The organism is Bradyrhizobium genosp. A (genome assembly GCF_049949275.1).
Lineage (GTDB): Bacteria > Pseudomonadota > Alphaproteobacteria > Rhizobiales > Xanthobacteraceae > Bradyrhizobium.
In genome coordinates this window covers 3,357,812-3,370,487 of the sequence record NZ_CP188196.1, presented here as the reverse complement: position 1 = coordinate 3,370,487, position 12,676 = coordinate 3,357,812, and the positions used below count along the sequence as shown (strand labels likewise).

The window sequence follows — 12,676 nt, the reverse complement described above, 5'->3', positions numbered from 1 at the left end:
CCGTCACGTCGACGCGTCGCAAACCCTCATTCCGATCTGCCCGGGATCGAGGAGAAGCCTGCCTGCTCCGCTGCGTCTCCTGCCACGCCTTCGCCCTCCGTGAGGCCGAGCGGTGCCAGCGGTCGCCGATTGACCCGCAGATCGAAAATATCGAACCGGTTGTAGTGCCCGACGATGTCATGCATCTGCTTCGGCTGGATGCAGCGATCGAGGTCGATGTCGGCATAGACGATGCCTTCATCGTCGATCAGCGGCGCGCCGACCACGCGGCCATCCGGCCCGATGATGCCCGAGAAGGCGCTCGATTTGCGCTGCAGGCGCGCACGCGCATCGGGGACGACGGTTTCCATCGCGGCAATGATCTCCTCCGACACCGTCGAGCAGGAGACGATCGTGAAGATCTTCCCTTCGAAGGAATGGGCAATCGCGCGCAACTTGATCGCCTCCGCCATGTCGTAGTCCGGCGGCGCCACGGGAAGCGAGATGTAGCTTGCGACATGCACGAGCTCACCCTGGCCCAACAGCGCAAAGCGCGCGAGCGTGTTGGTGTTCTCGCCGCAGGCAAGGCCGCCGAGACGCCCGACCTCGGTATCATAGACGCGCAGGCTCGATCCGTCACCGCCGGTCCAGGTCAGCTTCTCTGCCCAGGTCGGCACCAGCTTGCGGTGCTTGCCGAGCAATGCACCGTCCGGCCCGATGAAAACCAGGGTATTGTAGATCGCGCCCAGCGAGACCGGACTGCGCTCGTTCACGCCGAGCACGACGTAGCAGCTGGTGTCGCGCGCGGCCTTCCTGACGACGTCGATCTCGGGACCCGGCACCAGAACGGATGCCTTGGCGAGCTTCTCGAACCATGCGCTGCCAGTGACGGGATCGGTGATCCAGTTCCAGTAGGGATAACCGGGAACGAACACTTCGGGGAACGCGACGAGTTTCGCGCCATTGGCCGCCGCCTCACGCACCAGTGAGGCTGCCTTGTCCACGGTCGCGCCCGCGTTGAGATATACAGGTGAAGCCTGGACGGCGGCAGCTCTAAAGCGCGGCAGCTTCAGCATTGGCCCTACCCTGTCGCCGGCTCGTCATCGCGCTTTCGGAGCAGAGATCCGCAAGCACGATAGCATGGCGCGGCGTTGACTTACTTCACATATAAACGTATGCTAACGCATATTTCTGGAGGGTGCAATGGCTGAACGGTCCTTTGCTCGCGAGGTCGAAGATCTCCGGCTCGGCGACGGCGACACCTTCCGCGGCGAAGGCATCCTCGCCATCACCAAGGCACTCCTGCAGTCGGGCGTCGCCTATGTCGGCGGCTATCAGGGGTCGCCGATCTCGCACCTGATGGACGTGCTGGCCGACGCCAAGGACGTGCTCGACGATCTCGGCGTCGTCTTTCAGAGCTCCGCCAATGAAGCGGCAGCAGCGGCGATGCTGTCGGCTTCCGTCATGTATCCCCTGCGCGGCGCGGTCGCATGGAAATCGACCGTCGGCACCAACGTTGCCTCCGACGCGCTCGCCAACCTCGCCTCGGGCGGCGTCACCGGCGGCACCATGATCATCGTCGGCGAGGACTATGGCGAGGGCTCCTCCATCATGCAGGAGCGCACCCACGCCTTCGCGATGAAGTCGCAAATATGGTTGCTGGATCCGCGCCCCGATCATGAGTGCATCGTCAATCTGATCGAGAAGGGCTTTGAGCTCTCCGAGGTCTCGAACACCCCGGTGATGCTGGAGGTGCGCGTCCGCGCCTGTCACATGCATGGCAGCTTCGCCTGCAAGGACAATGTCAAGCCCGCCCATACCATCAAGGACGCGCTCAACAATCCCAAACGCGACGTCAACCGCATCGTGCTGCCGCCGGCGGCCTATGAGCATGAGCAGGAGAAGATCAAGACGCGGATGCCCGCGGCGATCGGCTTCGTCCGGGACAACAGGCTGAACGAATGGATGGGGCCGAAGCAGGGCAAGGTCGGCATCATCATGCAAGGCGGCATGTACAACAATGTCATCCGCGCGTTGCAATATCTCGGTCTTTCGGATGCCTACGGCGATACGCAGGTCCCGCTCTACGTCATGAACGTCACCTACCCCGTGATCGACACCGAGGTCGCGGAATTCTGTCTCGACAAGGACGCCGTCCTCGTCGTCGAGGAAGGCCAGCCCGAGTATCTGGAGCAGGCGATCAATACAGTCTTGCGCCGCAAGGACCTCAACGCACGTGTCCACGGCAAGGACGTGCTGCCGATGGGCGGCGACTACACGGCGCAGGTCCTGCTCGGCGGCGTCAGAGAATTTTTGGAGAAGACCGAGCCGAGACTGCTCGGCAACCGGCCGCCGGCGCCGGACGCCGCTCCCGTGCTCAATCACCCCGCCGTCAAGAAGCTCAAGCAGGTCGTGCCGGCGCGGCCGCCCGGACTCTGCACCGGCTGCCCGGAGCGGCCGATCTTCGCCGCCATGAAGCTCGTCGAGGAAGAACTCGGCCAGCACCATGTCTCCGCGGACATCGGCTGCCATCTGTTCTCGATTCTGCCGCCGTTCAACATCGGCGCCACGACCATGGGCTTCGGCCTTGGCCCGGCCTCGACCTCGGCCTTCAACGTGAAAGCCGACAAGCGCTCGATCGCCGTGATGGGCGACGGCGGCTTCTGGCACAACGGATTGACCAGCGGCATCGGCAACGCCGTCTTCAACAAGCATGACGGCGTCTTCGTCATCGTCGACAATTACTACACCTCGGCGACCGGCGGTCAGGACATCCTGTCGTCGCGCGCGATCAATAAGCGGCGCGACACCAATAATTCGATCGTCAAGGCCGTGAAGGGCATCGGCGGCCAATGGGTCCGTCAGCTCGACCGCACCTATGACGTCGGCAAGATGCGCGACACGCTGAAGGAAGCGCTGACGACCAAGGACGAAGGCCCCAAGGTCATCGTCGCCTCTTCCGAATGCATGCTGAACAAGCAGCGCCGCGTGAAGCCGCAGATGAACAAGGCGATCAAGGACGGCATCCGCACCGTCAAGGAGCGCTTTGGCGTCGACGAGGACGTGTGCACGGGCGACCACGCCTGCATCCGGCTCTCGGGCTGCCCGTCGCTGTCGGTGAAGCAGCTCGACGATCCCTTGCGCGATGATCCCGTCGCGGCGATCGACAATTCCTGTGTCGGATGCGGAAATTGCGGCGAGGTCGCCGAAGCCGCTGTGCTCTGCCCCTCGTTCTATCGCGCCGACGTCATTCACAATCCGACCGGCTGGGACGTCTTCAAATCCAGGGTTGCCATGACCGTGATCGGCTGGCTGCAGCGGCGGCGTGACCGCCGGCGGCCGGCGCTCGAGGCGATCGCATGAGAGACGAAACGGTCCGACTGGCCCTCCCTGCCGCAGGCGACGCGACCGAGCGGCCGATCTCGATCGCAATCGTTGCGATGGGCGGCCAGGGCGGCGGCGTCCTGACCGACTGGATCGTCCAGCTTGCCGAGAACCATGGCTGGGTCGCACAGTCGACCTCGGTGCCCGGCGTCGCCCAGCGCACCGGCGCCACGATCTACTACATCGAGGCGATGCCGCCGCTTGATGGCCGCAAGCCGATTCTGTCGCTGATGCCGACGCCCGGCGATGTCGATGTCGTCATGGCGGCCGAGTTCATGGAGGCCGGCCGGTCGATCCTGCGCGGCCTCGTGACGCCGGATCGCACCACGCTGATCGCATCCAACCATCGGTCGTTTGCGATCGGCGAGAAGATTACGCCGGGCAACGGCATTGCCGACGGAGGCGCCGTCACCAGCGCCATCGGAATTGCGGCGAAGACCGAGATCATCTTCGACCTGAACGCGCTGGCGATCGCGCATGGCAGCGTCATCTCGGCCGCGATGTTCGGCGCGCTCGCCGCGGCGAGTGTGCTGCCTTTCAACCGCGACAGTTATCTCGATGTCATCCGCGCAGGCGGCAAAGGCGCGAAGGCGAGCGTCGAGACCTTTGAGGCCGCCTTCGACCGGGTCAAGAGCGGACCGGCCGAAGTTGCGGCACCGGCGCAAGCTAAACCGGCTGACAAGATCCCCTCTTCCACAACGTCCGATCCGCATCTCGGCCCGCTCGTCGCAAGATTGAACGAGGAGCTGCCCGAGCCCGCGCTCACCATGGCGCGCGCCGGTTTGAGGAAGGTCGTAGACTTCCAGGACGTCGCCTACGGGGGCGAATATCTCGACATTCTCAAGACGCTGCACGCGGCCGACCGAAGCGCCGGCGGCGGCTCACGGGCCTATGCTTTCACGCAGACCGCGGCAAAATACCTCGCCAACGCCATGACCTATGACGACGTGATCCGCGTCGCCGACCTCAAGACCCGCGCCGGTCGTCGCGCGCGCATCGAGAACGAGCTGGATATGTCGGAAGGACAGGTGCTTCACACAACCGAATTCATGCATCCCCGCATGGAGGAGGTCATGGGCATGCTGCCCGTGGGCTTCGGTCGCTGGCTGGGCGCGAGGCCGCGCCTCCTCGGCTGGCTCGATCGCCGCGTCAACAAAGGACGCCGGGTGCGGACTTACTCGCTGCCCTGGTTCCTGGCGCTCTATGTCGTCGGCGGGATGCGCGGCTTGCGCCGCCGCTCGCTGCGCCACGCCGTCGAGACGGCTCACCGGGACGAATGGCTCAAGGCCGCGACAGCCGCGGTCGGCGCCAATTACCAGCTCGGTGTCGAAATCCTGCAATGCCGCCGCTTGGTGAAAGGCTATTCCGATACCCACAGCCGGGGTCTGTCGAAGTTCGACAAGACGCTGGCGGCGATCAAGCTGGTCGAGCGACGCGATGATGCCGCCGACTGGGCACGCCGCCTGCGGGAGGCCGCCCTGAAGGACAGCGCCGGCAAGGAGCTCGATGGCGTGATCCAGACCATCAAGACTTTTGCATGATTCCGTCGCAGCGGGACGCAGGACTGGATTGCCGTTCGCCCCGCAGGGCGTCAGGATCGAGCATCTTGACTACGATTCCCGATCCGCTAATCGGAGCAAAAGACCCGCGATAATCCCCTCAATCGACGAGACACCTTGTACTCGATGGTCATGCGATGCCGGCAGCACTCAAAGAGAACATCGTTCCCGTCCTCGGCCAGGTCGAAACCCGGCTCTGGCTCCAATTGCTGTCGCTGCATGGCGAGATCTTCGCGTCGTTGAATTCGATGCTGAATTCGGAATTTGGGCTCTCGCTCGCGAAGTTCGACGTGCTGGCCCAGCTCGATCGCTATCCCGATGGCATGGCCCTCGGGCAGCTGTCGCAGAACCTGAAGGTATCAGGCGGCAACGTCTCCGGACTGGTGCAGCGTCTTCTCGCTGACGACCTCATCAGCAAGGAGATGTCGAGCGAGGATCGACGGTCGTTCATCGTCCGCCTGACGCCCAAGGGCGAAGCGTTGTTCAGAAAGGCAGCCGACGTGCACAAGAAGCATCTCAGCAAGCGCCTGGAGAACATCCCGGTGCGGGAGCTGGACACCACGTTGTCCGTTTTGAAGTCCCTCGCCTCGAAAATTCGCACCGAGAGCAAGAAGCAAAGTCGCAAGAAATAATGGCCAGAGAATCCAAAAGCAGGTGGAAGTCGGGTCCGCCGAGGACCAGGGACCAGCTGCAATCCTACATACCGTATCTGTTCAACCGGCTCGCCAATCGCTGGAATCTCGATCAGAATCGCGACCTGAGCGAGCACGGCATCAACAATGTCGTGTTCCGAACGCTGTCGGTCCTGTTCATCCACAAGACCCTCACCGTCAACGAGGTCGCCGTTCTTGCGGTGACCGAACAGTCGACCGCGAGCCGTATGGTCGAGACCATGGTGTCATCGGGCCTCGTCAAGCGCGAGATCGCGGAAGAGGACCAGCGTCGCCGGGTCGTGGGACTGACGCCGGACGGCGAGGCTCTGCTGCGAAAGGTCTGGCCAATCATGGAAAAGAACCATGACCGGCTGACCGCAGGCATCGACGCCGACGACATCGAGGTGTGCGCGCGCGTGCTCGCCAAGATGGTCGACAACATCCGCCAGAACCAGATCTGACGTTGATGTTTGAGCATGATCCTTTTCGGAAAACCGCTGCACACTTTGCGCTAACGCGGCCCTCCGGGTCCGGATCATGCTTAGGGCCCGAGGCCGACGAGGCTAGTGCCGCCGCAGACGTAGAGCACCTGACCCGTCACAAAGTCGGAGCGCTCGTCCAGGAAGAATTCGATCGCGTGCGCCACGTCTTCACGCGAGCCGAGCCGCCCGACCGGCACGTTGCGCGCCATCCGCACCTGCTGCTCGGAGCCCTTTGGGATGATGCCCCAGAAATTGTCGGTCAGGATCGGCCCCGGTGCGACCACGTTCACCGTGATGCCGCTCCCGGCAAGCTCCAGCGCCCAGGTCCGCGCCATGCCGTGCACGCCCGCCTTGGTGGCTGAATAGGCCGAGCGCGTCGCAGCGCCCATCGCGGCACGCGAACTCACGAACACGACCCGCCCGAAGCGGCGCGCGCGCATCCCTTCCAGTGCGGCCTGGGTCAAGAGCATCGGCGCGCCCAGGTGCAACTGCGCCAGCATCAGAATGTCTTCCGGCCTCGCATCGGGCAGCAGGTTCGGCAGGATCACGCCCGCATTGTGCACGAGGCAATCGACGGCGTGATCCAGACAAATCTCCTGCGCGATCGCGCGCGTCTCCTCGATGCTGGTCAGATCGGCGCGATAGGCCGCGAGCAGATCATGCGTCCAGGTGGGCTTCTCCAGACCGACCGAGACCACGCGCTGCCCCTTCTCGACGAGCTTTTCCGCCAGGGCCTCGCCGATCCCCGAATTACCGCCGGTAATGAGTGTTGTACGGATCTCGCCCATGGTCGGTTCCTCGTCCCGTGTCAAACCTGACGCCGCTTGAGGTCGCGGAGATCAAAGAACGCGCCATCGCGCATCAACTTCGCGGCAAACTCCTTCAGCCCGCCACGCTGGATCTTCTCCGTTGCCGTCAGCGGCAGGCTGTCGACGAAGCAGATCCAGCCCGGCGCCTTGTAATAGGCCATCTGCTCCAGGCTCCAGCGGACGATGTCTTCGGCGAGCGCACGGTCGGCACCGGCCTGCTCGGCGATGATGACCGCGGCAACCTCGTCGCCACGCACCTGGTCGGGCGTCGCCGCAACCGCGGCCTGCCGGATCGCGGGATGGCGGTTGAGGACGGACTCGACCTCGACCGCGGCAATATTTTCGCCGGAGCGGCGGATCACGTTCTTCTTGCGGTCGACGAAATGGAGATCGCCGTCCGCATCGCGCGACACGATATCGCCGGTATGCAGCCAGCCGCTCTTCCACGCCTCGGCGGTGGCTTCCGGGTTCTTCAGGTATTCGCGGAAGAAGCCGTAGCGCGGGTCAGCACCGGCGCGCCGCACCAGCAGCTCGCCCGGCGTCCCGACCGGTGCGTCATGTCCGCCGTCATCGACGATACGAATGTCGACCTCCGGAGCCGGCCGGCCGAAACAGCTGGTGCCGACCTTACGCGGTTCGACATTGGCGGCGATGACGCCGCCACTGCCCGTCTCGGTCATCGCCCAGGCTTCCAGCAGCGGAAAGCCAAAGCGCTCCTCGAACGGCGCGTGCAGGAGCTTGTCGACGCCGGCGCCGAACCCGAAGCGCACGGAATGCGCGCGGTCCTGCTCAGATCGCGGCGCGCTCATCAGCATCGAGGGCATGACACCGAGATAATGCAGGCAGGTCGCGCGGCTGTCGCGCACGGAAGCCCACCAGGTGCGTGGATGGAAGCGATCGAGCATCGTCAGGCTGCCGCCGACCGACAGCATCGCCATCAACGACACTGCCATCGCGTTCATGTGAAACAGCGGCAGCGGCGTGATCATGCGCTCGCCGTCGAGTTCGAGATCGATCAGCCCGCCGACGTCGCGATACCAGTTTCCGGAATGCAGGAAATACGTGTTGGTGAGCACGCAGCCCTTGGGCTGACCTGTCGTCCCCGACGTATAGAGCAGCGCGCATTCGGTTGAGCCGTCGCCTTCCCTCGCCGGCCGCGCGCCGCCGAATGGCGCAGGTACGTCGCCCTCGCTGGTCACGATTGGGATCGGTCGACCGACTTGACGCGCCGCCGTCTCCATTTCGCCGCGCCGCTCGGCGAGAACGAACGCCATGTTCATCTCGGAATGCGCAATGATGTATTCGAGCTCGCTGATCCGCAGGTCCGGATTGATCGGCACCACGGAGACGCCGAGCGCGTTGAGCGCGAACCACAGCTCGACGAAGACCGGCCTGTTCTGAAGCAGCAGGCCGACCCTGTGGCCTTCGCCATAGCCTCGGCTCGCAAATGCCGACCGCCAACGCTCGACCCGGTCGAGCATGGCGCGATAGGAGATCTCGCCGGCGTCGATGCCATAGATCTCGGCGGTCTCCGGCAGCACGTTGAGGAAGCCGGCCTCCCCTCGTCGGAGGGCGGTCTCGCGAAAGCGTTCGTAGACGGTGGTCGCAGCGGTCAAGGTCGTCTCACATGAAGAGCTGGATGTTGCCAAATGGTGCGTCGAAATTGACGAGATCGATGCGCTTGAGCCTGATCCTCAGGGCGTCACCGACCTGAACGAGATCGTGCGACGCCCACCCCGAATAGCGCTCCAGCATGTCGCCGCGTGTCTCGGTGTAGATGTAGGACGTCCGCGCCTTGAACACGCCGGCAGCAGCGTCGCACGCGACGATCCGCGGCGCCTGCAGCAGATGATGGCAGCGGCTCTTCGGCTTCTGGCTGAAGGTGCGCTCGCCAGCCAGCCGCTCGACCCGCACCTTCAAGAGCAGCAAATCCTCGTACATCAATGACGGCTGGAGCACCGGATCCTGCTGCTGCCATTCGAGCGGCATCCAGTAGCGCCCCTCGGGATGAAACAGATCGAGCCAGGCCTGCCATTGCATCATGTCGAGCAGCTCGGCCTCCCGATAGACGAAGTCCGTGATGGTCTTCTCGTTGATCATTCCGCGGCCTCGACGCGCTTGTCCATGTCCATGGTCATGAATTTCGCCCAGGCATGAAACTGGTTCCGCATCTGGCGCTCAGAGGTGCCGTTGATGACGACAGTGACATCCTGCTCTTCATGGCTCTTGTAGAGCCGGCGCAGATTGACCCAATGATTACCATTGGACTTCAACCCTTCCTGCGCCCGCTCGTACATCTCGAGGTCGTCGTGGCCGACGATCGAGGTCGGCGCGTTGATGAAGCGGTTGTACATCAACGCGCGTTCGTAGAGCTTGTCGGGGGCGCCGACCAGGCGATACACCCAGCTCTCGACCAGCGTCTTGTCGACCGCAATCGGGATGAAGTTGCGCAGTATCTGGACGGCGCCCTTGACCATGATGTTCGGGAAATACACGGTGTTGTGCCTGATATCACCGAGGATCTCGTGCGCCCGCTTCTCGCCATGGGCCGCGACCATCTGGTCGAGATAGTCCGGGATGTCCGAATAGTTCGAATGGATGGAGTTGGCGACGCCGGTGTGGCCGTGGCCGTTCGGCCAGATCCTGATGCCGCTCTGCTCGTAGAACTCGTACGGGCTCATGAAGGGACCGTAGAGCTGCACCGCCATCGGCGTCTCCGTGGAATCGCCTTGCTCGCGTTTCCAGACCTTGACCGCGGTGCCGGCCGAACTCTCATGCGCCACCATCGGATGGCAGGTGTCGGTCTGGTTCTCGACCAGCATCTTCCAGTTGCAGGTGTGCATGTAGCGGATGGGCACCGCCTCGACGGCGAGCTTCCCTTCCGGCGATCGGTCCACCATGTTGTCGATCGTTGAAAGGCTCTCGCCGAAGTAGTCCTCGAAGGAGGCACCGTGGTCGCTCAGACGCGCAAAGATGAAATCGCGATGGATGACGACGTTCTTGACCTTCGACAGTCCCTCGTTCGCCTGCGTGTCGGTGAAGCCGGTGCCTTCGTAACCCTTCTTCAGGGGGATCGCGAGCAGCGAGCCGTCGGTCTTGAAAGACCAGGCGTGATAGGGGCAGCGGAAGAACTTTCCGGTGTTGCCGCAAGGTTCGGAAGCGATCTTCACGCCTTTATGCGGACAGCGGTTGTAGAAGACGTGGATGGAGCCGTCGGTATGGCGGCTCGCCAGCACCGGTTGCCGGCCGATATTGGCGGTGATGAAATCGCCGGGCTTCGACAACTGGCTCGCATGCCCGACATAGATCCAGCTGTTCGGAAACAGATGCTCCATCTCGAGCGCGAAGATCTCGGGGTCGACATAGACGTCGCGATGCACCTCGGCTTCGCGCACCAGCGCCGCGATCGCGTGGGCATTCCGTCCGTATTTCGTCATGGCGTCCCTCGCCTCCCTCATAAATCCAGCACCAGACGCTCCGACTTCGCGCGTGACACGCAGATCTGCATGACCTTGTTGGACGCCTTCTCGTCGTCGCTGAGGATGACGTCGCGGTGGTCGGGCACGCCGGCGATCACGCCGCACTGGCAGATGCCGCAATCGCCGCGCCGGCAGTCATAGAGCACGTCGAAACCCGCCGTCTCCAGCGCCTGGATGATGGTCTGACCGGCTGCGACGCTGACAACCTGTCCGGTCGATCGGATCTCGACCTCAAACGGCAAGTCGGGTGAGGACGGCTGCTCCGCCTTGAAGAGCTCGTAGTGGATGCGCTCCGCCGGGACGCCCTCGGCGAGCGCGGCCGCCTTCACCGCTTCGATCATCCCTGCCGGACCGCAGACGTAGATGTGGGAGTTTGCGGCCGCATCGCCGAGCGCCGCTGCAATGTCCAGGCGGGATCCGTCGCTGTCGTAGTGAATGGACAGACCCGTGGTGCAGATCTCCTGCAACTGCGGCAGGAACGCCAGCAGTCCTTGCGTGCGGCCGGCGTAATACAGGCGAAACGGACTTGCGCGGGCCGTGAGCTCCGCCGCCATCGACAGAATCGGCGTGACACCGATGCCGCCGGCAAACAGCAGCGCGGGCGCTGCTCCCGCATGCAGATGAAAATTGCTGACCGGCGCACTCGCGTACACGACATCGCCGACTTTCAGCGCATGCATGAACTGCGAGCCGCCGGTCGAAGTTTCCTCGCGCAGCACCCCGAGCGCCAGTACACCCTCTGGGAGGCCCGGCAGAGCCATCAGCGAGTACGGCCGGTCTCCTCCATTCGGCAGCGCCACGCGGATATGTGCGCCTGCCTGCCATCGCGGCACGACACTGTCCTCCACGTCAAACACAAGGCTCCGTATGAACGGCGTCTCCGCGGCACACGACCTCACCTTGAGCTTGAGCGGATGCGCGTCCATTCAGGCATCTCACATATTATATGAATTTGCATATTTTTAGACATGTAATAATTGGCTGTCAATCGCCGATACAGGCTAAGGCTCGGCTTGCCGTCCGAGGCACGTCTCATCGGTGCAGGGAGGTTGGTGCTGACCCGGCTCTGAGAGGTTGCCCAGGCCTAGCGGATGTCGGATCACTCCAAAGGGCGAGCGCCCAAATATGCAATCAATCGATTTTTCTTGATCTTCCGGTGCACATGCCGCGCACACGCGGCCTCTAACTCACTGAAACACTTGCGTTCTCGCTCCAATCCATCATGGGGAAGTTTCGATCAATCGAGCCCAATCAGGAGCGCGCCTCTAGCAGGGCTTGCCTCGGCGGAGCCGAATCGATGCGTCTCCGGCTGTAACGAAAAACCAAGCCGAGAGCTGGGATCAAACACCCCAACGCAGAGCTGCGGTGTGCACAGGGGCGTCCCATAATTTTGTCGCCTGGCTGTCGAGCACGGAGACGGTGATCGAGGCACCGGCCATGTCGAGGGACGTCACATAAGATCCTGTCAGGAATCGCGTGGCCGTGATCCCAGCGCCGTCCAGAATCCGCTTGGCGCTGTTGGCCATCAGATAGAGCTCGATCAGCGGTGTTGCACCGAACCCATTAACCAGAAGCAGGACTTCGCTGCCCTTGCTCGGTGCGAGATCCCCCAAGATCGCATTGAGCATCTCGGCAGCAATCGCATCGGCAGATGCCAGCGGCACCCTGCGGCGACCCGGCTCACCATGAATGCCGACACCCATCTCCATTTCGTCGTCAGCCAGGGTGAAGTTCGGTCGGCCCGCCGCCGGAACGGTGCACGGCAGGAGCGCCACGCCCATCGAGCGGGTGCGCCGATTGACATCATCGCCGAGCGCCTTGAGAGCGGCCAACGGCATTCCGGTTTCGGCCGCGGCGCCGACCATCCTTTCCACGATCAGCGTGCCTGCGACGCCGCGACGGCCGGTCGTATAGGTCGATTTCTCTACTGCGACATCATCGTTGGTCACCACGCTCGCGACTTCGCGGCCGGCCATCTCGGCGGCCATGGTGAAGTTCATCACATCGCCCTCGTAGTTCTTGACGATGAAGAGCACGCCTGCTCCGGTGTCGACAGCTTCCGCCGCCTCGATCATCTGATCCGGCGTCGGCGACGTGAAGACCTGGCCCGGACATGCGGCATCGAGCATGCCGACGCCGACAAAGCCCGCATGGAGCGGTTCATGTCCCGAGCCGCCGCCTGAGATGAGCGCGACCTTGCCCGGCTTCAGGGTGCGGCGGCGTACGAACTTGCGCTCGGCACCGAGAAGCAGGATATCGGCATGCGCGGCCGCCAACCCGTCGAGACTCTCTTCGAGCACCGTATCGGTGCTGTTGATCAGCTTTTTCATA

Annotated in this window: 11 protein-coding genes; 4 read left to right on the top strand and 7 right to left on the bottom strand. The window is 63.4% G+C overall.

The window, feature by feature from the left end; all coding sequences use genetic code 11:
* Positions 1-26: 26 nt before the first annotated feature.
* Positions 27-1,055, bottom strand: a complete 1,029-nt coding sequence (locus tag ACP2YP_RS15530; protein ID WP_426425139.1) for a carbon-nitrogen hydrolase family protein — start codon at positions 1,053-1,055, stop codon at positions 27-29.
* A 127-nt stretch (positions 1,056-1,182) separates the two neighbouring features.
* Between ACP2YP_RS15530 and ACP2YP_RS15525 the strand changes: the two genes are divergently transcribed.
* The 4 genes from ACP2YP_RS15525 (at position 1,183) to ACP2YP_RS15510 (ending at position 6,036) form a co-directional block, all read left to right on the top strand.
* Positions 1,183-3,342 (top strand): thiamine pyrophosphate-dependent enzyme, encoded by a 2,160-nt coding sequence (locus ACP2YP_RS15525; protein WP_426425137.1) that lies wholly within the window; start codon positions 1,183-1,185, stop codon positions 3,340-3,342.
* Positions 3,339-4,904 carry an indolepyruvate oxidoreductase subunit beta family protein gene (locus tag ACP2YP_RS15520; protein ID WP_426425136.1) on the top strand — a complete coding sequence of 522 codons (1,566 nt, stop codon included), beginning with the start codon at positions 3,339-3,341 and terminating at the stop codon, positions 4,902-4,904. Before ACP2YP_RS15525 ends, ACP2YP_RS15520 begins: the two co-directional genes overlap by 4 nt.
* Before the next feature lie 155 nt (positions 4,905-5,059).
* Positions 5,060-5,554, top strand: coding sequence for a MarR family winged helix-turn-helix transcriptional regulator (locus tag ACP2YP_RS15515; protein WP_426425135.1), 495 nt, complete (start codon positions 5,060-5,062; stop codon positions 5,552-5,554).
* Positions 5,554-6,036: a MarR family winged helix-turn-helix transcriptional regulator gene (locus tag ACP2YP_RS15510; RefSeq protein ID WP_426425134.1), complete on the top strand. Its 483-nt coding sequence runs from the start codon at positions 5,554-5,556 to the stop codon at positions 6,034-6,036. The genes ACP2YP_RS15515 and ACP2YP_RS15510 overlap by 1 nt, the downstream gene beginning before the upstream one ends.
* Before the next feature lie 80 nt (positions 6,037-6,116).
* Here ACP2YP_RS15510 and ACP2YP_RS15505 read toward each other — a convergent pair whose 3' ends face one another.
* The 6 genes from ACP2YP_RS15505 to dhaK all read right to left on the bottom strand — a co-directional run bounded on the left by ACP2YP_RS15505 (position 6,117) and on the right by dhaK (position 12,675).
* Positions 6,117-6,845, bottom strand: coding sequence for an SDR family NAD(P)-dependent oxidoreductase (locus tag ACP2YP_RS15505; RefSeq protein WP_426425133.1), 729 nt, complete (start codon positions 6,843-6,845; stop codon positions 6,117-6,119).
* A gap of 20 nt (positions 6,846-6,865) precedes the next feature.
* Positions 6,866-8,482 carry an ATP-dependent acyl-CoA ligase gene (locus ACP2YP_RS15500; RefSeq protein ID WP_426425132.1) on the bottom strand — a complete coding sequence of 539 codons (1,617 nt, stop codon included), beginning with the start codon at positions 8,480-8,482 and terminating at the stop codon, positions 6,866-6,868.
* Between the two features lie 7 nt (positions 8,483-8,489).
* A complete protein-coding gene (locus tag ACP2YP_RS15495) occupies positions 8,490-8,966 on the bottom strand; it encodes an aromatic-ring-hydroxylating dioxygenase subunit beta (RefSeq protein WP_426425131.1) in 477 nt (158 codons plus the stop codon).
* Positions 8,963-10,303, bottom strand: a complete 1,341-nt coding sequence (locus ACP2YP_RS15490; RefSeq protein ID WP_426425129.1) for a Rieske 2Fe-2S domain-containing protein — start codon at positions 10,301-10,303, stop codon at positions 8,963-8,965. Before ACP2YP_RS15490 ends, ACP2YP_RS15495 begins: the two co-directional genes overlap by 4 nt.
* 17 nt (positions 10,304-10,320) lie before the next feature.
* Positions 10,321-11,271, bottom strand: a complete 951-nt coding sequence (locus tag ACP2YP_RS15485; RefSeq protein ID WP_426425128.1) for a PDR/VanB family oxidoreductase — start codon at positions 11,269-11,271, stop codon at positions 10,321-10,323.
* Positions 11,272-11,685: 414 nt separating this feature from the next.
* A complete protein-coding gene (dhaK, locus tag ACP2YP_RS15480; RefSeq protein WP_426425127.1) occupies positions 11,686-12,675 on the bottom strand; it encodes a dihydroxyacetone kinase subunit DhaK in 990 nt (329 codons plus the stop codon).
* Position 12,676 lies beyond the last annotated feature (1 nt).